The organism is Streptomyces sp. NPDC043726, assembly GCF_056436565.1.
This window is the reverse complement of sequence record NZ_JBWKCI010000002.1, coordinates 125,350-146,445: the sequence shown is the minus strand read 5'-3', so window position 1 is coordinate 146,445 and position 21,096 is coordinate 125,350. Positions and strand designations below refer to the sequence as shown.

19 protein-coding genes are annotated in these 21,096 nt (G+C 71.5%); 14 read left to right on the top strand and 5 right to left on the bottom strand.

Annotated elements, in window-relative coordinates; genetic code table 11:
• Positions 1-238: 238 nt before the first annotated feature.
• The 9 genes from AC068Z_RS05375 (at position 239) to AC068Z_RS05335 (ending at position 12,720) form a co-directional block, all read left to right on the top strand.
• The gene (locus tag AC068Z_RS05375; protein WP_478552535.1) at positions 239-2,731 is read left to right on the top strand and encodes a SpoIIE family protein phosphatase; all 2,493 of its coding nucleotides are present in this window, start codon (positions 239-241) and stop codon (positions 2,729-2,731) included.
• Between the two features lie 88 nt (positions 2,732-2,819).
• A complete protein-coding gene (locus AC068Z_RS05370) occupies positions 2,820-5,588 on the top strand; it encodes a SpoIIE family protein phosphatase (protein ID WP_478552533.1) in 2,769 nt (922 codons plus the stop codon).
• 117 nt (positions 5,589-5,705) lie between these two features.
• Entirely contained in the window at positions 5,706-6,512 is an 807-nt protein-coding gene (locus tag AC068Z_RS05365) for a chitosanase (protein WP_478552531.1), read from the top strand.
• 172 nt (positions 6,513-6,684) lie between these two features.
• Positions 6,685-8,049, top strand: a complete 1,365-nt coding sequence (locus tag AC068Z_RS05360) for an FAD-dependent oxidoreductase (protein ID WP_478552529.1) — start codon at positions 6,685-6,687, stop codon at positions 8,047-8,049.
• A 73-nt stretch (positions 8,050-8,122) separates the two neighbouring features.
• Positions 8,123-8,623, top strand: a complete 501-nt coding sequence (locus AC068Z_RS05355) for a hypothetical protein (RefSeq protein WP_478552527.1) — start codon at positions 8,123-8,125, stop codon at positions 8,621-8,623.
• 80 nt (positions 8,624-8,703) lie between these two features.
• Entirely contained in the window at positions 8,704-9,330 is a 627-nt protein-coding gene (locus tag AC068Z_RS05350; protein ID WP_478552525.1) for an FxLYD domain-containing protein, read from the top strand.
• Positions 9,331-9,546: 216 nt separating this feature from the next.
• Positions 9,547-10,770 carry an alpha/beta hydrolase gene (locus AC068Z_RS05345; RefSeq protein WP_478552523.1) on the top strand — a complete coding sequence of 408 codons (1,224 nt, stop codon included), beginning with the start codon at positions 9,547-9,549 and terminating at the stop codon, positions 10,768-10,770.
• Positions 10,771-10,832: 62 nt separating this feature from the next.
• Entirely contained in the window at positions 10,833-11,327 is a 495-nt protein-coding gene (locus tag AC068Z_RS05340) for a lamin tail domain-containing protein (protein ID WP_478552521.1), read from the top strand.
• Between the two features lie 208 nt (positions 11,328-11,535).
• Positions 11,536-12,720, top strand: a complete 1,185-nt coding sequence (locus tag AC068Z_RS05335; RefSeq protein WP_478552519.1) for a hypothetical protein — start codon at positions 11,536-11,538, stop codon at positions 12,718-12,720.
• Positions 12,721-13,093: 373 nt separating this feature from the next.
• On the opposite strand, the gene AC068Z_RS05330 is transcribed toward AC068Z_RS05335, so the two are convergent.
• On the bottom strand, positions 13,094-14,125 hold the full coding sequence (locus AC068Z_RS05330; protein WP_478552517.1) for a hypothetical protein: 1,032 nt from the start codon (positions 14,123-14,125) through the stop codon (positions 13,094-13,096).
• 277 nt (positions 14,126-14,402) lie between these two features.
• Here AC068Z_RS05330 and AC068Z_RS05325 point away from each other — a divergent pair, with 277 nt between their 5' ends.
• The 3 genes from AC068Z_RS05325 (at position 14,403) to tgmB (ending at position 16,119) form a co-directional block, all read left to right on the top strand.
• Positions 14,403-14,726 carry a DUF1232 domain-containing protein gene (locus AC068Z_RS05325; protein ID WP_478552515.1) on the top strand — a complete coding sequence of 108 codons (324 nt, stop codon included), beginning with the start codon at positions 14,403-14,405 and terminating at the stop codon, positions 14,724-14,726.
• 194 nt (positions 14,727-14,920) lie between these two features.
• Entirely contained in the window at positions 14,921-15,112 is a 192-nt protein-coding gene (gene tgmA / locus AC068Z_RS05320) for a putative ATP-grasp-modified RiPP (RefSeq protein WP_478552513.1), read from the top strand.
• A gap of 17 nt (positions 15,113-15,129) precedes the next feature.
• Positions 15,130-16,119: an ATP-grasp ribosomal peptide maturase gene (gene tgmB, locus AC068Z_RS05315; protein WP_478552511.1), complete on the top strand. Its 990-nt coding sequence runs from the start codon at positions 15,130-15,132 to the stop codon at positions 16,117-16,119.
• A 46-nt stretch (positions 16,120-16,165) separates the two neighbouring features.
• Here tgmB and AC068Z_RS05310 read toward each other — a convergent pair whose 3' ends face one another.
• The 3 genes from AC068Z_RS05310 to AC068Z_RS05300 all read right to left on the bottom strand — a co-directional run bounded on the left by AC068Z_RS05310 (position 16,166) and on the right by AC068Z_RS05300 (position 17,496).
• Positions 16,166-16,387 (bottom strand): hypothetical protein, encoded by a 222-nt coding sequence (locus AC068Z_RS05310; RefSeq protein ID WP_451732466.1) that lies wholly within the window; start codon positions 16,385-16,387, stop codon positions 16,166-16,168.
• A 296-nt stretch (positions 16,388-16,683) separates the two neighbouring features.
• Positions 16,684-16,896, bottom strand: coding sequence for a hypothetical protein (locus AC068Z_RS05305; protein ID WP_478552508.1), 213 nt, complete (start codon positions 16,894-16,896; stop codon positions 16,684-16,686).
• A gap of 150 nt (positions 16,897-17,046) precedes the next feature.
• Positions 17,047-17,496, bottom strand: a complete 450-nt coding sequence (locus AC068Z_RS05300) for a hypothetical protein (RefSeq protein WP_478552506.1) — start codon at positions 17,494-17,496, stop codon at positions 17,047-17,049.
• Positions 17,497-17,691: 195 nt separating this feature from the next.
• On the opposite strand from AC068Z_RS05300, the gene AC068Z_RS05295 reads away from it, so the two are divergent.
• Positions 17,692-18,651 carry a GlxA family transcriptional regulator gene (locus tag AC068Z_RS05295; protein WP_478552504.1) on the top strand — a complete coding sequence of 320 codons (960 nt, stop codon included), beginning with the start codon at positions 17,692-17,694 and terminating at the stop codon, positions 18,649-18,651.
• A gap of 100 nt (positions 18,652-18,751) precedes the next feature.
• Complete coding sequence (locus AC068Z_RS05290; RefSeq protein ID WP_478552503.1) at positions 18,752-19,114, top strand: hypothetical protein; 363 nt, start codon at positions 18,752-18,754, stop codon at positions 19,112-19,114.
• Positions 19,115-19,134: 20 nt separating this feature from the next.
• Here the strand turns inward: AC068Z_RS05290 and AC068Z_RS05285 are convergent, their stop codons facing one another.
• Complete coding sequence (locus tag AC068Z_RS05285) at positions 19,135-20,904, bottom strand: ABC transporter ATP-binding protein (RefSeq protein WP_478552501.1); 1,770 nt, start codon at positions 20,902-20,904, stop codon at positions 19,135-19,137.
• Positions 20,905-21,096 lie beyond the last annotated feature (192 nt).

Here is a 21,096-nt window from a genome sequence, read left to right as displayed (position 1 = left end):
GCTTGAACCTGACGGGTGTGAGCGAGCCGCAGCCCCCACGCATTTCCAGGTTCTCGAGGCGACTCCGGCCACGCCGGTCCCCTAAGGGCGCGGGGAACTGCGCGCCCCTAGGGGACCGGCGCTCGCCGGGCGACGGAACCCGGCACCCCATCAGGCGTCCCAGGTGCGCCCGGCGGCATCCGAGGCGCATTCTTGCTGTGTCGCCCCGTGCGACGGCGCACGGACGAGGTAGGGGCCGATGACAGGGAGCGCCGAGTACGCGCAGCGGACATCCGGGCGGCCGACGGCCTTGCTGATCGACGCCTCACTGGAGGCGCTCAGGGTGGCCGGCGGACACGCGGCCGGGGTCTATCTGTGCTCCAACACGCCCAAAATCCTGCGCCTGTCGGTGCTCGTCGGACTGCCCGGCCCCCTGTTCAGGCCCTGGTGGCGGCTGCACGCGGACCGCCCCTTCCCGGTCGCCGACGCCCACCGGCTGGGCGTGGAGGTGGTGCTGGCCAACGCCACCGAGACGATGCGCCGCTACCCCCAGTTCGCCGCGGGTCTGCCGTTCCAGTTCGGCTCGCTGTACGAGCCGGTCGCGGCGGGGTCGACGGCGTACGGCGTACTGACGGTGCTGCGGCCGTCCGCCGCGGACGCCACCGAGCTGCTGCCCGAGCGGGAGCTGCTGGCCGGTGTCGCGGACGAGCTGGCCCGACAGCTGCGCGGCCTGGAGGACGACGCGGTGTGGTGGGACGGCGAGCCATTGTGCGTACGGCCGCCCGCCCTGCACCCGCCCGGACGGGCCGGAAGCTTCGCCTGGGATCCCGCCACCGGCGCCGTGACCGTGGACGAGCGGCTGCGCGGTGTGCTCGGGGCGTCCGCCGAGGAGTGCGTCGCGAGCGAGGCGGCCTTCGCCGCCACCGTGGCCCCCGAGGAGGCGCAGCCGCTGCTGGCCGCGCTCAGGGACACGGCCGCGGGCCGTCCGCCGCCCCTGCCGCTGTACGTTCGGGGCACCGACGGCGCGCTGCGGCTCGTCGAGCTGTGGAGGTCGTACGACGACCCGAAGGGTCCCTCGTCGGTGGTGCACGGAGTCGTCCTGGAGCCGGGACCCGGCGCGGCGGCCGACACCGCGGCCGATCTGCTGCCGGAGGGCGTGTTCGCGCTGGACCGGCTCGGGACGGTCGTCTACGCCAACCCGCGCGCCGCCGAGCTGCTGGAGCGCCCGCGCCCGCAGCTGGTCGGCAGAACCCTGTGGGACGCCGTGCCGTGGGTGAACCAGCCCGGCTGTGAGGACCATCTGCGCGGGGCATTGCTGTCGCCGGAACCGCTGCACTTCCACGTCGGACGCCCCAACCCGGATGTCGCCGGGGAGTACGACGGTGACTGGCTCGCCCTGTCGCTGCACCCCGGCCCGGACCTGCTGACCTGTCTGGTCCGCCCGGCGCACCGGGTCGCCGAGGCGCCCGCCGGAGCACCGGCGGACGATGTCGAGACGGCCTCGGCTCCCTCCATGGCGCCCCTGTACCGGCCGATCGTCCTCGCCATCGCGCTGACCGAGGCGGTCACCGCCCGGCAGGTGTCCGCGGTGGTCATGCAGGAACTGCTGCCCGCGTTCGGCGGGCGCCGACTGGCCATCTACCTGCTGCAGGAGCGGCATCTGTACCTGGCCTGGGAGAGCGGCTTCCCGCCGGGATTCCTCGCTCCCTTCGAGGGCGTGGGCCTTGACGCGCGGCTGCCCGGCGTGGAGACGCTCACCAACGGACGGCCGCTGTTCTTCGACTCGATGCAGCACCTCAAGGACGCCTACCCGGGCATGTCGCTGGACGCCACCGAGGGCGCCCGCGCGTTCCTGCCGCTGATCGCCTCCGGGCGGCCGGTCGGCTCCTGCATCCTCGGTTTCGACCGGCCCCGCAGCTTCAGCAGCGAGGAGCGGGCCGCGCTCACCGCGCTGGCCGGGCTGATCGCGCACGCCATGGAGAAGGCCCAGCGCTACGAGACCGAGGCGGCGCTCGCCCGCGGGCTGCAGCAGGCACTGTTGCCCCGGCGGCTCTCGGCGCACCCCCTGTTGGAGACCGCAGGACGCTATCTGCCCGCGACGCAGGCGATGGAAGTGGGCGGGGACTGGTACGACGTCGTCGCCGCCGGGGACGCTCTGGCCCTGGTCATCGGAGACGTCCAGGGCCACGGTGTGCAGGCGGCGGCCGCCATGGGTCAGCTGCGCACCGCCGTACGGGCGTTCGCGCTCGGGGACCGGCCGCCGGACGAGGTGATGAGCGGCACCAACCGGCTGCTCATCGACATCGACTCCGGGCTGTTCGCCAGTTGCTGCTACATCCGCCTCGACCCCGTCACCGGGGTGGCCAGGGCCGCGCGGGCAGGGCATCTGCCGCCGCTGCTGCGCCGCCCGGACGGCCGTACGCATCCCGTCGACCTGGCCGGCGGTATCGTGCTCGGGGTGGACCCGCAGGAGCGCTACCCGGTGACGGAGCTGGTCATCGAACCCGGCGAGGTGCTGGCTCTGTACACCGATGGTCTGGTGGAGCGGCCGGGCGAGGACATCGACGACGGCATCGGAGCGCTGCGGGTGGCCCTGGCCAAGTCCGGTGCCCCGCTCGGTCGGCCCGGCGGGCACGGCCTGTCCAAGGTGGCCGACTGGCTCACCACGACCGCCCGGCACACCGTCGACCGGCCGGACGACATCGCGCTGCTGCTCGCCACCCGCCGCACCGCACCGGGACGTGACACCTGACGGGGGACGGCCGAGGGGAGAGCGCGACGGCCTGTAACGGTGTGTGACGCCTCTCGCCTCCGGCGGTCGGGCAGTGTAGACATGGCTCATGGTCCGACTCTCGGGTCGATCCGGGGCCCGGTCGCTCCGTCGCCGCAGCGGTCCGCGCCCCCACCGTGCGCCCGGCCGCGCCCGAGGAGTGCGCGCGGGCGGCGCGCCGGACCCCGGACGGCCCGGGAGAGCGCACCACCGGCGTGCGCCTTCGCCGCTGAGCGGGCGCAGTGTGGCGGGCCAGGTGTTCCTGTTCCAGGTCGTCATCGTGCTGCTGCTGGTCGTGGCCGCGGTGGTGGCGCTGGTGCTCCAGGTACGGCACGACAGCACCCAGGAGGCCAAGAACCGCTCGGTGGCGGTCGCCCAGTCGTTCGCCAACGCGCCCGGTACGCGTGAGGCGCTCGACGCCCCCGACCCCTCGGCCGTGCTCCAGCCCCGCGCCGAGGCCGCCCGTGAGACGACGAAGGTCGACTTCATCGTCGTGATGAACACCGACGGCATCCGCTACAGCCACCCCAAGCCGGACCGCATCGGCAAGCAGTTCGTCGGGAACATCGAGCCCGCGCTGCGCGGCGAGGTCGTGACCGAGGAGATCACCGGCACGATCGGGCCGCTGGTGCAGGCCGTGGTGCCGATCAAGGACGACGACGGCACGGTGGTCGGCCTGGTGTCGGCCGGCATCACCACGGCCACCGTCGGCGGCACCGCCGACGACCAGCTGCCGCTCCTGCTGAGCGCGGCGGCGGTGGCCCTGGCCCTCGCCACTGGCGGCACCGCGCTGGTGAGCAGGCGCCTGCTGCGCCAGACGCACGGCCTCGGCCCGCACGAGATGACCCGCATGTACGAGCACCACGACGCGGTGCTGCACGCGGTGCGCGAAGGCGTGATCATCGTCGGCGACGAGGGCCGGCTGCTGCTCGCCAACGACGAGGCGCACCGCCTGCTCGATCTGCCGGCCGACGCCGAGGGCCGCCAGGTCGCCGACCTCGGGCTGGCCCCCGACACCGCCGAGCTGCTGGACTCGGGCCGGGTCGCCACCGACGAGGTGCACCTGGTCAAGGAGCGGCTGCTGGCGGTGAACCAGCGCCCGACGAACCTGCGCGGCGGCCCGTCCGGCAGCGTGGCCACGCTCCGCGACTCCACCGAGCTGCGGGCCCTGTCGGGGCGGGCCGAGACGGCGCGCGAGCGACTGAGCATGCTCTACGACGCCGGCGTGGGCATCGGCACCAGCCTGGACGTCACCCGCACCGCCGAGGAGCTGGCCGAACTGGCCGTGCCGAGGTTCGCGGACTTCGTGACCGTGGACCTGTTCGGCGCCGTCCTCAGCGGCGGCCAGCCGGAGACGGTGACCCCGCTGCGCCGTACCGCCTCCAGCGGGATCGGCAAGGACGCGCCGCTGTATCCCGTGGGCCAGGAGATCGCGTTCGTCGAGACCTCGCCGCAGGCCCGGGCACTGGCCGGCGGACAGGCGGTGCTGGAGCCGCTGCTCGCCGAGGCGCCGGGCTGGCAGGCGCAGGACCTGGAGCGGTCTGCGCAGGTCGTGGAGTACGGCATCCACTCGCTGATCGCGGTGCCGTTGCGCGCGGGGGCGCTGGTGCTGGGCGTGGTGAGCTTCTGGCGGTCGCGGAAGCCGGAGCCCTTCGACGCCGAGGAGCTGGAGCTGGCCGAGGAACTGGTCGCGCGGGCCGCGGTCTCCATCGACAACGCCCGCCGCTACACCCGCGAGCACAGCATGGCGGTGACGCTCCAGCGCAGTCTGCTGCCGCGCAACCTGCCCGAGCAGAACGCCCTGGAGATCGCCTACCGGTATCTGCCCGCGCAGGCCGGGGTCGGTGGCGACTGGTTCGACGTCCTCCCGCTGTCCGGGGCGCGCGTCGCGCTCGTCGTCGGCGACGTCGTGGGGCACGGACTGCACGCGGCGGCCACGATGGGGCGGCTGCGGACGGCGGTGCACAACTTCTCCGCGCTGGATCTGCCGCCGGAAGAACTCGTCTCCCTGCTGGACGAGTTGGTCGGCCGGATCGACCAGGACGAGGCGGCGGCGGGCAGTACGGCGCCGGTGACCGGGGCGACCTGTCTGTACGCGGTCTACGACCCGGTCACCCGGCGGTGCACGGTGGCCCGGGCCGGTCATCCGCCGCCCGCGCTCATCCGCCCGGACGGCACCGTCGACTTCCCCGACGTGCCCGCGGGGCCGCCGCTCGGGCTCGGCGGACTGCCGTTCGAGACAGCCGAGTTGGACCTCGCCGAGGGCAGCCGTCTGGTGCTGTACACCGACGGTCTGGTCGAGGACCGGGTGCGGGACATCGACGAGGGGCTCGAACTGCTGCGCGCGGCCCTCGCGCGGGCGGGCGAGTCGCCGGAGGAGACCTGCCGCACGGTGCTGGACGCGCGGCTCCCGGACCGTCCGGGCGACGACATCGCCCTGCTCGTCGCACGGACCCGGGCCCTGCCCGCCGACCGGATCGCCGAATGGGACGTACCGTCGGATCCGGCGGCCGTTGCCAAGGTGCGCTCCTCCGTGAGCCGGCAGCTGACCCAATGGGACCTGGACGACCTGGCGTTCACCACGGAGCTGATCCTCAGCGAGCTGGTCACCAACGCGATCCGGTACGGCGGCGACCCGATCCGGGTGCGGGTGCTGCGCGACCGCACGCTGATCTGCGAGGTCTACGACAGCAGCAACACCTCACCGCATCTGCGGTACGCGGCGATGACGGACGAGGGCGGGCGGGGCCTGTTCCTCGTCGCCCAGGTCGCCGAGCGCTGGGGCACCCGGTACACGCCCGCGGGCAAGGTGATCTGGGCGGAACAGCCGCTGCCGTAATCCCGCGGATCGAAGTTCCGACGCGTGGGGTGTACTGCGGAGCCATCTGATAGTAAACCTTCCTATCAGTGCCACGTACCTCCAACCACCCACCCCCCACCACTCCTTGGAGCCCCCGTGAGGCACCCCTCTCGTCGCGCCCTGCTCGCCGCGCTCGGCGTGTCGGTCACCGCGACACCCCTGCTGAACGCCCCGTACGCCGGCGCCGTACGCGCGCCCGGACTCGACGACCCGGCGAAGAAGGAGATCGCCATGAAGCTGGTGTCGAGCGCGGAGAACTCCTCGCTCGACTGGAAGGCGCAGTACAAGTACATCGAGGACATCGGCGACGGCCGCGGCTACACCGCCGGGATCATCGGCTTCTGCTCCGGCACCGGCGACATGCTCGACCTCGTGGAGCTCTACGCCGACCGCAGGCCCGGCAACGTGCTCGCCGGGTACCTGCCCGCGCTGCGCGCGGTGGACGGCACCGACTCGCACGCGGGGCTCGACCCGCACTATCCGCGGGACTGGCGCAGGGCGGCCCAGGACCGCGCCTTCCAGCAGGCGCAGAACGACGAACGGGACCGCGTGTACTTCGACCCGGCCGTCCGCCAGGCCAAGGCGGACGGGCTGCGCGTGCTCGGGCAGTTCGCGTACTACGACGCGATCGTGATGCACGGGGGCGGATCCGACCCCCTCAGCTTCGGCAGCATCCGCAGGCGGGCGCTGCAGAGCGCACGGCCGCCCGCGCAGGGCGGCGACGAGGTCAGGTACCTGCACGCCTTCCTCGACGCCCGGGTGTGGGCGATGAAGCAGGAGGAGGCGCACAGCGACACCAGCAGGGTCGACACCGCCCAGCGCGTCTTCCTGCGCGCGGCCAACCTCGACCTCGACACCCCGCTGGACTGGAAGGTCTACGGGGACAGCTTCCACATCGACTGAGCCACCCGAAAGGCAGCCGTACGAGGGCGCCGCGACCCGGCCCCTCGTACGGCTTTCACTTCCCATAAGCCGGCCTTATGAGCTCATAGACCGGACCCGCGTACCGACTTAGGGTTGCCTTAGCTTAGGCTTCCCGTCGAGTTGCTTGTCATCGCTCGAAGGGAACCTGATCATGCCCCGCCCCCTGCGGGTAGCCATTGTCGGAGCCGGCCCCGCCGGGATCTACGCCGCCGACGCGCTGCTCAAGTCCGATGTGGCCGCCGAGCCCGGTGTCTCCATCGACATCTTCGAGCGCATGCCGGCCCCGTTCGGTCTCATCCGTTACGGCGTCGCCCCCGACCACCCCCGCATCAAGGGCATCATCACCGCCCTCCACCAGGTGCTCGACAAGCCCCAGGTCCGCCTCTTCGGCAATGTGGACTACGGCACCGACGTGCACCTGGACGACCTGCGCGCCTTCTACGACGCCGTCGTCTTCTCCACCGGCGCCATGGCCGACCGCGAGCTGAAGATACCCGGCGTCGAACTGGACGGCTCCTACGGCGCCGCCGACTTCGCCTCCTGGTACGACGGCCACCCGGACGTGCCGCGCACCTGGCCGCTGGAGGCCGAGAAGGTCGCCGTCCTGGGCGTGGGCAACGTGGCGCTCGACATCTCCCGGATCCTCGCCAAGACCGCCGACGAGCTGCTGCCGACCGAGATCCCGCCGAACGTCTACGACGGACTCAAGGCCAACAAGGCCGTGGAGATCCACGTGTTCGGCCGCCGCGGCCCCGCGCAGGCGAAGTTCAGCCCGATAGAGCTGCGCGAGCTGGACCACTCCCCCAACATCGAGGTCATCGTCAACCCCGAGGACATCGACTACGACGAGGGCTCCATCGAGCAGCGCCGCTCCAACAAGCAGGTCGACATGGTCGCCAAGACGCTGGAGAACTGGGCGATCCGCGACATCGGCGACCGCCCGCACAAGCTGTTCCTGCACTTCTTCGAGTCCCCGGCGGAGATCCTCGGCAAGGACGGCAAGGTCGTGGGCCTGCGCACCGAGCGCACCGAGCTGGACGGCACCGGCAACGTCAAGGGCACCGGCGAGTTCAAGGACTGGGACGTCACCGCGGTCTACCGCGCCGTCGGCTACCTCTCCGACAAGCTGCCCAAGCTGCCCTGGGACATCGACTCGGGCACCGTCCCGGACGAGGGCGGCCGGGTCATGCAGGAGTCCGGCGAGCACCTGCAGTCCACGTACGTCACCGGCTGGATCCGGCGCGGCCCGGTGGGCCTCATCGGCCACACCAAGGGCGACGCCAACGAGACCGTCGCGAACCTCCTGGACGACTTCGCCGGCGGCCGCCTCCAGACGCCCGCATCCCCCGAGCCCGAGGCCGTGGAGCAGTTCCTCGGCGAGCGCGCGATCCGCTTCACCACCTGGGAGGGCTGGTACAAGCTGGACGCCGCGGAGAAGGCGCTGGGCGAGCCGCAGGGCCGCGAGCGCGTGAAGATCGTCGAGCGCGAGGACATGCTCCGCGAGAGCGGCGCCTGATCCGAACGGATGCCGAGGGGCCCGGGGCGGTGCGCCCCGGGCCCCTCGGCATCCGGCTGAGAGGATGTCGGGCATGGGAACCGTCCTGAAGGGTCTGCCCCGGGTCCGCTGGGCCGATCTGCGCGATGCCCAGGGAGCCCCCGCCCGGCACATCCCGTCCCTGCTCTCCCGTATCGCCTACGGCGACGACGAGTCGGCCGCCCTCGCGCTCGACGAACTCGGGGACGCCGTGTGCTCCTTGGGCTTCGTCGTAGGCGAGGCGACCGCGCCGACGGTCCCGTTCCTGCTCGAACTGGCCGGTGCGCCGGACGTGCGGTGCAAGGCCGGGCTGCTGGAGTTGCTCGGGAGCATCTGCCGGACCGAGCAGTGGCACTCCTCCGCTGCCGCGGCCGGCGGCCCCCGGCGCACCGCCTTCCGGGGGCAGCCGGGCTGGGAGTCCGCCGCCCGATCCGCCGTATGCGCGGGAAGGCCCGTCGTCGTCGCTCTCACGGAGTCGGTGCGGGCCGAGGACGCGCGGGCGGCGCGGGAGCTGGTGCGGGTGCTGGACGGGCTGCGGCCCTTCCCGGAGGTGTGAGCCTCCGAGTGGCTGCCCGACTACACGTCGTGCACGATGTGGCAGGGGGGAGCCAGAGCCCGACGGAAGGATCACCGGCGATGCGCACAGGCCCCCCGCGACCGACTCGGCCGCCCCGGAAGCACTCGGCGGCCATGGCCGTGTCCGGAGTGCTCGTGGCGGCGCTCTGCGCGGTCACCCTCGTGTCCTGCTCGGACGACGACGACAACGGCTCCTCGGCCACGACGACTCCGACCGCGCCGAAGACCGTGTCCTTCTCCGGCAGCGTGCCCTCGGCCCTGGGCACGCTCGCCGAGTCGGTGAAGGCGTCCCTGTCCGCCGCGGCGTCCTCCGCCGAGGCGCGCGCCTCCGAGTTCGAGGCCTCCGTGTCCGCCGAGGTGGCGCGCGCCAACGCCGCCGCCCAGGAGGAGCTGAAGGACGTGGACGGCCAGGGCAACGCCACGGCCGACGTCTCCCTCACCGGAAAGCCCCGCGCCGACACCGGCGGACTGCGCGCCGTCGTCGTCAACATCACCAACAGCACGGACAAGACCGCTTCCTACGCCGTCCAGGTCGACTTCCTCGACGCCGCCGGCAAGGTCGTGGACACCCGCTACGTCGGCGCCGAGGACCTGGAGCCCGGGGAGAGGGCCCAGCCTCTCGCCATCAGCCACGAGCCGCCCGAGTCACAGCTGACGGCGAAGGTCACCAAGGCACAGCGCTACTGAAGCGCGTCCGCGACCGATGGGGGCGCGCGGTGGCGCGGGCTCCGGCGCACAGGGGCGCGGTCGCGCGCCCCGCTGACCGGCGGAGCAGGTCCACCCGATCAGTCACCGTCCGCGCGACCCACCGCCCCGGCTCCCCGCAGCACCCGGGTCCCGCCCCAATGCTGGCCGCCACTGGGAACAACCGTTCCCAAAAGCGAACAGACATTGGAGGCGACCGTGTCGCATCTGACTCCCATCGACCACAAGGTCGAACACACATCGACCATCCCGGCGAACCGCGACGAGGTGGTCGAGCTCTTCGTACGGGAATACAAGGCCGTCGGACACTCCGGCCCCGGCACCCCCCAGCCGGTCCTCATGCTCCACGGCAGAAGCGTGCCGGTCCTGCCCGGCTGCGACCTCGTACTCCCTCCGCAGGGCGGTTCCCCGCACCCGGACACGAGCTACAGCTGGGCGCAGGCCCTGGCGAGCAAGGGCTTCAACGTGTACCTCATGGACCTCCAGGGCTCCGGGCTCTCGCCCCGCCCGAGAATGGAGGACCCGTGCAACGCCAATCCCGCTCAACGCGGCCTCCTGCAGACCAATCCCGGCACGTCGAACTGCATGCAGGACACGGCGTCCTACGCGAAACAGCTCGGCAACTCCAAGAGCGAGTGGGACGAGCTGGCCACCGTCGTCAAGTTCATCAGGGCGCGGTGCAACAACCAGAAAATCGCCTTCGTCGGCTGGTCCGCGGCCTCGTTCGTCATGGGTCCCTACACCCTGCAGCACCCCGGGGACGTGGCGAGCCTGTTCCTGCTGGCGCCCATCTTCCCCCCGGACGGCCGCTGGTCCACGGATCCCTCCAAGCCCTTCGCCCCACCTCCCGGAGCGAAGGTGCCCAACGAGGCCGAGTCCACGCCGGCCCAGGTCTTCGGCTTCCCGATGAACCTGACCAGCAAGGCGGGTGTCCAGAACGGCATCCCCGACAAGAACCTGGCCAACCATGTCTGGAAGTCCATCATGGAGTGTGACGCCGAGGGCCAGAAGTGGGGCGGCACGACCGCCGGGCAGCCCGAAGGCGTCATGCGGTGGCGCAACTCCTACTGGTGGGGCTGGAACAAGCACACCGCATCGCACGGCAAAGTCCTCGGCGGCACCGACGTACCGGTCTGCATCGTCTACGGCGACGAGGACCGAACGGCCAACACGCCGGAGATCCTGGGATCGACGCTGCATTTCTCCGTTCCTCGGCTCTACCAGCACATCAGCGGCGAGAAAAAGCTGATGATCCGCATCGAGGGCTGGGACCACAACCCGGTCTGGGAACGCAAGGCCAACAAGGACCTCCAGCACATCTCCTGGAAGTGGCTCGAAGGCAAGAAGGTGTACGGCGTGTCGAAGGGAAGCTGGGTCAGGGACCCGGACGGCGTCATGTCGGAGGTGCCGCCGGAGCAGTGAACCCCGCGACCAGTCGTATGATCCTTGTTCTTCACTGAACCTTCACAAGGGGGGACTTCGTCATGCGTATACGCATGCTCTTCGCGACGGCCGCTGCCGCGGGCACCCTGGCCGCGCTTGCCGCCGCTCCGGCCCAGGCCACCGAGTACTCGTCGGCGCTGAAGATCCGCGGCGTCCAGTACGACGCTCCGGGCAGCGACTCCAACAACTGCACGACCGGCAACTCCAAGGCCGAGTACCTGGAGATCAAGAACTACTCGTCCAGCAAGACGGTCAACCTCAAGGGGTACGTCGTCAAGGACGCCGCCGGGAACAAGTTCGTCTTCACGGCCAACCACTACCTGCAGCCCGGCGACCAGATCAAGCTGCGCGGCGGCCACGGCACCGACTCGGACGCGAACAACGTCGTCTACCGCGACAACTGCAACTTCATCTGGAACAACGACAAGGACTCGATCTACCTCTACAAGCCCACGGGCGCCGGCGCCGACTCGCACTCCTACACCAAGAGCGGCTCGGACGCGGACGGCAACGGGTACATCAAGTACCACGGCTGACCGGAAGTGCGCAGGGCCCGCCCCAATGCGGATGGTGGGCGGGCCCTGCGCACGGCCATTCTCATGACCGGGGCCGGACCGGGCCACGAGTGAACCGCACTCGACCCGAGCGGTCCGCGCACACCCCGTGTGCGGACCCCCGGTGACACGTGGCTGCCTGCGGCGTCGATACTGGGACGAGCATCTGCCCCCGTCGCCCCCAGGACTCATGCCAAGCTCGCAGACCGTCCACCCCACGACTCCGACCACGGTGTGGCTGGCCCGAGGCCAGTACGCCGAACCCGCCGCCGAGGAGGTGGTGCGGCAGTGTCTGAAACGGCACAAGGACGGCGGCGGCCTCGACGACTTCCTCGAACCGGCCGAGGCGCGGCACGAAGGCGAGCGGGTGTTCGAGGCCCGCTGGCAGGTCGAGGACACGGTGACCGTACGGGCCCGGCTGACCCTCTCCGAGGGCGGGGCGTGGGTGCTGGCGGCGGAGGCCGAGCGCCCCTGGGACCCGCGGTGGCCCTCGCCCGCCGAGCTGTTCTGGCCGCACGAACCGGACTCCGGGTGGGACCGTGAGCCCGTCACGGGCGGGCGGCTGCGCGAGTTGAACCCTCTTCCCGACGACGACAAGGCCGTACGGCGCCTGCTCAAGGACGCCGCTCGCGACGGCTGGACGATCCATGTCGTCGTCCACGAGGCGATGACCACCGATCAGCGCGGGCGGACCCCGCTCGCGGGCATGCTGCCGCCGAGCCTGCGGCACCGGGTGGTCGAGCACCGGGCGGCCCCGCAGCAACTGCGGGTGGTGAACTGGGCGCTGCGGGACGCGGGCGTGGAGGTGCCGCGGGGCGGCGCCGTCGTCCTGCCCGGCTCTCCGGCCCCGTCGGAGTACGACGCGACCGGGTTCTCGGTGCGCAGCGTCTTCCTCGACGGCTCCGAACCGGCCGAGCTGATCGCCGCCGTGACCCGGTTCGCGGCACTGGTCAGGCCGCTGCCCGCGGGCGCCGACGAGGCCGTCACCGCGCTGCGCGAGCGGTGGAGTCTGCTCACCGTGGAAGAGGAACTAGCCCGTCAGCGCGCGCTGGTGACCATGTACGCCGAGGCGCTGGAGGCGATGACGAAGTCCCGCGACCTGTACCGGGAGGCCGCCGAGCAGGCCCATGAGGCGCTCGCCGCCTACCGCGAGTCCGCCGGCGCCCCGCCCGAGAGGCAGCCCCAGCCGGACTCCCCGCTCCAGCAGCTGACCCGAACCTTCGGACGCCTCAAGGAGACGGCCCTGGCACTACGGCCGCAGCCGGGGCCGGCACCGGAGGAGACCGGAAGCCGGGCGGGGACGGACGACGAGCGGCCGGAGGACGTACCGGCGTCGGCTGGAGGACTGCCCAAGGGGCGCGGCGACGCCGGCTGATCCCTTCCGGGCAGTCGGAGAGTGGTACGCGTATTTGCCCTGTTCGCCGGGTTGACCGTCGCCTGCTTCGGCGTGGCCTCCCTGACCGATACGACCGCCGAGAGGCACGCGGCACTGGGTCGGTGCCGCTGTCATGGCACTGACCGGAGCCGCCCTGGCGCTCGTCGTGCACCTGCGAAGTCGCACACGCCGTACCGGGCTTGACGCAGACGCGACGGCCCAGCCTCCCGCGCCGGCTCAGGTGCCGTCGCGGGCCCCGTACCGATGCGGTACGAGTAGCCCTCGAAGCCTGTGCCGACGCCGCGTGAGGCGTGCCCGAAGGGCCGTGTCCCCGACGCCGGTGCGGGCGGCCGTACCGGCGTCGGGGGGACGGTCACTCCGCCGCGCTCGTCACCCCGGCCGGTTCGCGCGCCTCTGTCGTCGCCTTCCCGCCCTGCGTCGACACCGCCAGATGCACCAGCAGGGCGGTCAGCGACGCCAGGGCGGCGCAGACGGCGGCGGGTCCGGCCGCCCAGGCCGGGGCGAGGGTCAGGTCCAGGGCCCGGGCGAGGCCCGCCGAGGGCAACCGGTCCGCCAGGAGCTGGGCCGCGGCCAGCACCCCCGGCACCAGGACCGCGCCCGCCAGGACCGGCGCCGTGATCCGCAGCGTCAGCAGCAGGGCCACGCCCAGACAGGCCACCGACATGCCGAGCGCGAGCCCGTAGACGCGCAGTGAGGATCCGTCCCAGTGCAGCGGGAAGTAGGCCACCGCGCACACCACGAGGGCCGCGACGGCGATCCGGCCCGGCCAGGCGGGAGGCCGTGGCGACGGCGGCGCGGTCCTCGGCGCCGGGCCCGTCACGACCGGCACGGCCTGCTCACGCTCTTCCGCCGGCGGCTCCTCGGACGACCGCTCCTCGGAGAGCCGCTCCTCGGACGGCCGGTGGTGGGACTCCCGGCCCTCCGAGAAGCGCCGGATCAGCTCGACGATCTCCTCGACCGGGCGTCCGGTCGCGGCCGCTCGCACGGCCTCCTCGCCGCAGTGGGGCTCCAGGTCGGAGCGGTGCAGCAGGGCCACGAGCCGCGTCACGTCGTCCAGCGACCGTCGCTCGGCAGCGGCTCGGATCGTCTCGTCGGCGCTGTCGGCCGTGCGTGGCGGCCGGGTCAGCAGGTCGATCAGCCGGGCCACGTCCTCCACGGAACGGTCCACGCCGACCGCGCGGAGCGCTTCGAGAGCGGCCTGGGCATGGTCGGGAGAGCGTTCCAGCAACATGACGAGCTGGGCGACCTCCTCGACGGGACGGTCGGCCACGGCGGCGTGCACCAGGCCGCCCACGGGGTCGAGGTACGGGAGCTCGGACTCCTCCGCCAGGGCGGAGGATATGTCGGAGTCGTTCGAACTGGGTGATGAAGAGCGGGTGATCATTCCTCGGCTCCAGGGAAGGGTGAGCTGCCGCTCCTGCGCCCCCGCAGCGACACGCGACTGTACGCAGACCATTACTAGGGGTTGCCGACCCGACCCGCCACCCGAGGGGGCCAGGGGTATGACGACCCGTCCGTACTCGTGCTCTGCCGGACGTTCGATTGACCCGTTTGCCACGCGCCGGCCATAGGCGCGCCGGAGGGGGGAATCCGTCAAGAGACGCGTGTGCGCGGGCCCCGCCCGCGAGTTCCTGTGCGCGCCCTCGAGTGAGGAGGGGTCGGTGGACACGACCACAGCGGTGATCGTCGTCGCCGCGATCCTCGCGGCCGCCCTGCTGGCCGTGGCGGTAGCCGTGCTGGTCCGGCTGGTGCGGACCCGGCGCAGGCTGCGCCGCGCCGGCCTGCCGACCGGACCGCGCTGGGTGTTCTGGGGCGCGCTCGCGTACTTCGCACTCCCGGCCGATCTACTGCCCGATCCGGTGTACCTGGACGACATCGGCGTACTTCTGCTCGCCCTGCGCGCCTTGCGCGGGTCCGTCGGCAGACGGGGTCCGGGGGCGCTGTCCGGGCCCGCGGGCGTCGGTCGACGCGGTGATGCCGCCTGAGTCCCGAGCCGGCCAACAGGCCTGCTGGGGACAGCAGTCGGAGGACCGAACGGTCGATGGTCACTCAGAGTAAGGAAACCAACCACCCGTTCGATTCGTATAAGTGGGTGGAAGCCGAAGGAAGTCGGCGGACCAAGCGACGTCCCAGGGTGGGTGGCTCGCTTGATCGGAGCAGCACCGGCGAGGGAGAGACGATGCAACCGTTCGCGCTCAACTACGCACGTCCGGCAGCGGATACGAAGGTCACCGCTGCCTACGCCTACGATTGCGGACTGCAGTTGAACGTGCTCCTGGACGGGCGGATCGCCGCCAGCGACCACGCTCTGCTCAGAGAGCTGGGGACGACCACGTCCACGGCGGGCTCGAAGACTCACTTCGACGACTGAACGCGGAACCGGCGACGATGACCGTGTTGATTCTGACCACCGAAGAGGACGTGACCGCCGACATGGTGGTCGTGCACCTCAACGACCGCGCGACGCCGGTGGTCCGGCTCGATCCCGCCGACCTGACCGACGGGGCCGCGCTGTCCGGTGAGTACGTCCACGGCGCCTTCCGCGGCCACCTGTCGTCGGGGGGCCGACTGGTGAGCATCGACGGACTGCGCTCGATATGGGTACGCCGCCCGGGTACCCCGGCGGCCCGCGCGGCCCGCCCGTCGCCCTGGCTGACGGAGGAGTCCGCGCAGGCGCTCTACGGCATGCTCCGCTCCAGCGGTGCCCGCTGGATGAACGACCCCGACGCCGCCCACAGGGCCCGCCACAAGCCATGGCAGCTCCGCCTGGCGCAGGGCTGCGGCCTTCCGGTCCCGGCGACCCTGATCACCACTTTTCCGCAGGCGGCCCGCGAATTCGCGGCCCGCTACCCCGACTTGGTGGTCAAGCCGGTCTCGGGCGCACACCCTCAGGACCCCCCGCGCGCGGTGCCGACGAGCCGGGTCGCGCCCGACGCCGACTTCTCCGCGGTCGCCTTCGGCCCGACGCTGCTCCAGCGCCGAGTGGCGAAGCGAGCGGACATCCGCCTGACCGCGGTGGGCGACAGCCTCCTGGCCGCCCGCAAAGCGGTACCACCGGACGCGTCACCGGACGAGGTGGACGTCCGCTTCGCCACGACGACGACTCCGTGGCAGCCGGCGGAGGTACCGCCCCGCATCGCGGAAAGCGTCCACGCCTACCTGCGCGGCGCCGGACTCTCCTACGGGGCCTTCGACTTCGCCGAGGACGCCGACGGAACCTGGTGGTTCCTGGAGTGCAACCAGTCAGGCCAGTTCGGTTTCATCGAGGTGGAGACGGGCCAGCCGATAGCGAGAACGATCGCCGAGTGGCTGTCACAACCTGCGCAGCCCCCGGCGTCTCGGCTGAACGGGGCGAACTCGGTGACACATCTGAACTAGGCGGACGCCTGTTCGCCCTGGGGCCGGAACGCGCGGCTCAGGGGTTCTACAGCTTGGTCATCTTGGAGTACGGGCTCAGGACCCGCACCTGCTCCGAGCCGAAATCCACGAGCGCCGCGATTCCGTCCTCGATGCCGATCACCCGGCCGAGTCCGTACACGTCATGCGTGACCTGGTCACCCATGCCGAAATGCTTGGGAGCCGGTGTGGCCGGAGCCTTGAAGGGGCTGGTGGGCAGGTGACGCTTCGGTACCGCGGGCTTGGTCATGGCTCAGTATGAGCCCACTCGCACCCCCCTAGTCCATGCCCGTCGGCACACACGAGGAGAGAAACCCGGCGCGTCACCCCAATGACCCGAGGCATCAAGGCCCAGTGAGGGGGGAAATCCTGCCACCTGGCTGAGCCCTGCATCCAATCCCGTTGTGACACAAATCTCATTCACACCCAGCGGCTCAACCCGGCCGACGGGCCCGCGGCAGCCACTGGAGGAGCTCGGGCATCGAGCGTGGGACGATCTGCGGGCACATGATGATCGGCGTCCGAGGCGCATCGCCGGGATCGGGGTCAGTGCTGGGAACCCGGCGGCAGGGCCGAGCGTTGCCAGCCCGCTCCCGGGTTCGTGGGGCGTTCCACTGGTGGTGGGGTGCCGAAGGAATGGAGGGGTTGCATGACGAACTCCAGTTCCCTGCTGACGCGTTCGGCCTCCCGGCGCACCTGTGTGGGAACGTCACCGCGCTCCGAGATCAGTCGGTCGTAAATAGGGGAATCCTGGAACACCCGTCAACGCGCCTTTCGTGTCGTGGCCCATCCGCATGGGCACGACCGCCGAGTGTAGGCGCCCGGGCACACGGGGGTGCTAATTCAGGGATCCGGCTTGACGGGCGAAGACCAGCCGCCCAAGCCCCCACGAGCCGCCATTCTGCCTGGTCAGGCGCCTGTCGTGGAGCCCGGCCGGACGATCATCAGGACCGTCACCGTAGCCCACAGCAGGTTGAAAATGCCTGTGAACATGGCCAGTTGGACCGTTCCTGACCGATCCGGCGCCTTGTCCGTCGTGAGCTGTTCCAGGATCTCGTCCTGGCGAGGCAGGACGAAGGCGACCAGGATCCCCGCTGCCACCGCCGTCAGCGTGATGGACGCGATCAGCCAAGCACTGCCCAGAACGCCCATCGCGACAGCCGTCGCGAAGCCGAGCAGGGGTACGGCGAGGCCGACGCCGGAGTAGACGCGGCAGATGCGATGCAGCAGGCGGACCGTGTGCAGCCCCTGCTCGCCCGCCGCGCGTGCCGCCGGTGGGAACATGCTGGCCGCGACCGTGACCGGGCCGATGGCCACGATCGCGGCCAGGACGTGCAGGGTCAGCAGGAACTTCGTCATCAGGGGGCGTCCGCCTCTGTGCCATGGGTGTGCCGGGGTACGCCGTCACGCTACGAAGCGCCCGAGTGATCGCACAGAGGCGCAAGTGACAGCTTCCAACGGATTCTCGCCAACAGTCCTGGACTGCGCTTGTCCATCGCTCAGGGGCGTGACCTGCGTCTCTGACCTCGGCGCGAATCCGCCTATCGTGACTCCATGCACACCGTGGCGATCCTTGTCCTCGACGACGTCGTGCCGTTCGACATGGCGGCGCCCATGCAGGTGTTCGACTGGACCCGGCTGCCGGACGGCCGGCCCGCCTACCGGGTCCGCCTCTGCGCCGAGACCCCCGAGGTGCGCGCCGACTGCGGGTTCGGACTGAGGGTGGACCGGGGCCTGGAGGTCCTGGCCGACGCGGACACGATCATCGTGCCGGGGCGGGCCGAGGGAGCCCCGCCACCGTCGGAGCGGGTCGTGGCCGCGCTGCGGCAGGCCGCCGAGGCCGGCACCCGGATCGCGTCGGTGTGCGTGGGCGCGTTCGTGCTGGCCGAGGCGGGGCTGCTGAACGGGCTGCGCGCCACCACCCACTGGGTGGCCGCCGATCTGCTGGCCCGGAGCTACCCCGAGGTGGAGGTCGAGCCGGACGTGCTGTACGTCGACAACGGCCAGATCCTCACCTCCGCCGGTGCCGCGGCCGCCCTCGACATGTGTCTGCACATGATCCGCCGGGACCTGGGCTCCGCCGTCGCCGCGAACGCCGCCCGCATGTCCGTGATGCCGCTCGAACGGGAGGGCGGACAGGCCCAGTTCATCGTGCACGAGCACCCGCCCGTACCGCGCGGATCGACCCTGGAGCCGCTGATGGACTGGATCGAGGACCATCTGTCCGACGACATCACGCTCGCGGTGCTCGCCGCCCGGTCGGGGATGAGCGAGCGGACCTTCAGCCGCCGCTTCCGCGAGCAGACCGGGACGACCCCCTTGCAGTGGCTGCTCCGGGCGCGGGTGCGGCGGGCCCAGTACCTGCTGGAGAACAGCGACCACTCCGTGGAGCGGATCGCCCAGCAGGCCGGGTTCGGCTCGCCCACGGCCTTCCGGGAGCGCTTCCGCAAGGTCGTGGGGACCACGCCGTACGCCTATCGCGCTGCTTTCCGTACACGCGTGGTCGGTGTCTGACAGCAGTTCGAAGGGGCGGGGCGGGAAATCACCCGAGTCCCCGGGGCGCCGCGCGCCGTTGGACAAGCGGCATCCCTCATCGCACGGACGGTGTACGCCCATGAACTGCTTCAGCCGCCTCCTCACCGCCCTCTACGTCGCCACCAGCGCCGGGCTCGCCTGGATCGCGGTCCTCGAATACCGGTACGGGCCGATGTGGGCCGCGTGTCTGTTCGCGGCCGCCAGCATCGTCCCCGTCATCGCCGTGGTGCGCGAGAGCGTGATCGGTGACCAGCGCCGCGCCCTCGCCGAGTGGGCGCGGCCGGCGGCGCCGCACGCCGTCTCCGGGCCTGCGGCCGACCCCGCCGAGGGCATCGTGCGCGCCGAGCTCGACGGGGCCTGCTGCGAGCGCTGGTGGACGAGCCTCGGCAGCGATCACGACCGGACCTGCCCGCACCAGGTCCCGCGGAGCAGCGCCGCCTGACCGGGCGGCGGAACGGTACCTCAGGCGACCTGGCCGCTGTGCAGCGCCGCGTACGCGCCGCCCCGGTGCAGCAGTTCCTCGTGGGTGCCGGTCTCCTCGATGCGGCCGTCGGCCATCACCACGATCCGGTCGGCGCCGCGCACGGTGGACAGCCGGTGGGCCACCACGAAGGTGGTCCGTCCGCGCATCAGCCGGGCGAGCGCCTGCTGGACCAGCGCCTCCGAGCGGGTGTCCAGCGCCGAGGTCGCCTCGTCCAGGACCAGCACCCTCGGGTCCCGGATCAGGGCGCGGGCGATGGCCAGCCGCTGACGCTGGCCGCCGGACAGGCGGGCGCCGCGCTCCCCCACCAGGGTGTCCAGGCCCTGCGGCAGCCGGTCGACGAACTCCAGCGCGTTGGCGTCGCGAAGAGCGGCGCGCACGGTCTCCTCGTCGGCGTCGTCCATGCCGTAGGCGACGTTGTCGCGGACCGTGCCGTCGAACAGGGTCGACTCCTGCGGGACCACGGACACGAAGCGCCGGTACGTGCGCAGGTCGAGGGTGTTCATGTCGGTGCCGTCGAGGAGGACCCGGCCGGTGGTCGGGCGGATGAAGCCGATGACGAGGTTGAGCACGGTGGACTTGCCCGCGCCGGAGGCGCCGACCAGGGCGACGGTCTCCCCCGGCGCGACCGACAGGCTGAAGTCGCGGACCGCGGCCCGGCCGCCGTCGTCGTAGGCGAGGCCGACGTCGTCGAAGGTCACGGACCCGCGCAGGCCGGTGAGTTCGGCCTTGCCCTCGTTGTCCTCCAGCTCGGGTGCCTGGAGCACCTCGCCGACGGAACGCACCGATTCCAGGCCCTTGGTGATGACGGGGGCGAGGCCCGCGAGCGTGGTCGTGGAGCCGGTGAGCGTGGTCAGGAAGGCGCTGAGCATCACGACGTCGCCGGGGGTGACGCCCCAGACGCCGTAGTACGAGATCAGCGCGGCGCCCGCGAGGACCAGCACGCCGACCACGTTGAGCACCACCCAGGACAGTGAGCCGAAGCGGCCGTTGACCAGGTCCAGGCGCATCCCGGAGGTCAGCAGCCGGTGCAGGGTGCCGTCCATGCGGCGCAGCGCCTTGCCCTCCAGGCCGTGGGCACGGGTGACCGGGATGAGGCGGGTCATCTCGGTGACGCGGGAGGAGAGCGTCTCGACCTCGTGCCGGAAGTGCTCGTTGTGGGTGCGCAGCCGGGACCTGAGGCGGGCTACGACCAACGCGGCGGCGGGCACGACGACGAGGAAGACGGGCAGGAACTCCGGTGTGCGTACGGCGATGATGACAAGGCCGCCGATGAGCACGGTGGTCGCGCCGAGCCCCAGTTCGGCGGTCTGCTGCACCATCTGCTCGACGGTCTCCACGTCCCGCACGACCTTGGCCTGGAGCACACCGGCGCTGACCCGGGAGTGGTAGCCGATGGAGAGCTGCTGCATGCGGGTGCACAGGGCGGAGCGCAGGGTCGTGCCCATGCGGCGGACGCTGCCGTAGAGCAGGCGTACGTAGAGCACGTGCAGTGGGTAGTTGACGAGCAGGATGAACAGGATCAGGCCGGTGCTGAGCCAGAGCCGGCTGATCGAGTGGTGGGCGACGACGGTGTCGATGATCTCCGCGGTGACCAGCGGCAGCAGCCAGATGGGGCTGTGCTTGACGGTGAACACACCGACCGCCGCGACGAGTCGGCGGCGGTCGGCACGGAGCAGGTAGGCGAGGGTGCGGACGGGGTGCTCGCCTCGATAACGATGGTCGAGCGGTCTTTCCAACGGCGAGGCCACGGGCGGCGGTCCTTCCCAGGATCCGGGATGAGCGTTTGGGCAAGCGCTTACTCCCCAACTCTTCCAGGGCTATGCCGCGTCCGGGGTGGCGATCTCGCCAGCGGCCACGCTTCGGTGGCCGTCACAGAGCAGCACAATTAGACTGAAATCGGTTGCCGGGCGGCCGGATTCCCGCCGCGCGCGGTCGACGTC

Excerpts from the sequence above, each read along its gene's own strand:
- AC068Z_RS05375 (WP_478552535.1), top strand. The coding sequence starts at position 239 with ATGACAGGGAGCGCCGAGTACGCGCAGCGGACATCCGGGCGGCCGACG.
- AC068Z_RS05370 (WP_478552533.1), top strand. The coding sequence starts at position 2,820 with ATGGTCCGACTCTCGGGTCGATCCGGGGCCCGGTCGCTCCGTCGCCGC.
- AC068Z_RS05360 (WP_478552529.1), top strand. The coding sequence starts at position 6,685 with ATGCCCCGCCCCCTGCGGGTAGCCATTGTCGGAGCCGGCCCCGCCGGG.
- AC068Z_RS05355 (WP_478552527.1), top strand. The coding sequence starts at position 8,123 with ATGGGAACCGTCCTGAAGGGTCTGCCCCGGGTCCGCTGGGCCGATCTG.
- AC068Z_RS05350 (WP_478552525.1), top strand. The coding sequence starts at position 8,704 with ATGCGCACAGGCCCCCCGCGACCGACTCGGCCGCCCCGGAAGCACTCG.
- AC068Z_RS05340 (WP_478552521.1), top strand. The coding sequence starts at position 10,833 with ATGCGTATACGCATGCTCTTCGCGACGGCCGCTGCCGCGGGCACCCTG.
- AC068Z_RS05335 (WP_478552519.1), top strand. The coding sequence starts at position 11,536 with ATGCCAAGCTCGCAGACCGTCCACCCCACGACTCCGACCACGGTGTGG.
- AC068Z_RS05330 (WP_478552517.1), bottom strand. The coding sequence starts at position 14,125 with ATGATCACCCGCTCTTCATCACCCAGTTCGAACGACTCCGACATATCC.
- tgmA (WP_478552513.1), top strand. The coding sequence starts at position 14,921 with ATGCAACCGTTCGCGCTCAACTACGCACGTCCGGCAGCGGATACGAAG.
- tgmB (WP_478552511.1), top strand. The coding sequence starts at position 15,130 with ATGACCGTGTTGATTCTGACCACCGAAGAGGACGTGACCGCCGACATG.
- AC068Z_RS05310 (WP_451732466.1), bottom strand. The coding sequence starts at position 16,387 with ATGACCAAGCCCGCGGTACCGAAGCGTCACCTGCCCACCAGCCCCTTC.
- AC068Z_RS05300 (WP_478552506.1), bottom strand. The coding sequence starts at position 17,496 with ATGACGAAGTTCCTGCTGACCCTGCACGTCCTGGCCGCGATCGTGGCC.
- AC068Z_RS05295 (WP_478552504.1), top strand. The coding sequence starts at position 17,692 with ATGCACACCGTGGCGATCCTTGTCCTCGACGACGTCGTGCCGTTCGAC.
- AC068Z_RS05290 (WP_478552503.1), top strand. The coding sequence starts at position 18,752 with ATGAACTGCTTCAGCCGCCTCCTCACCGCCCTCTACGTCGCCACCAGC.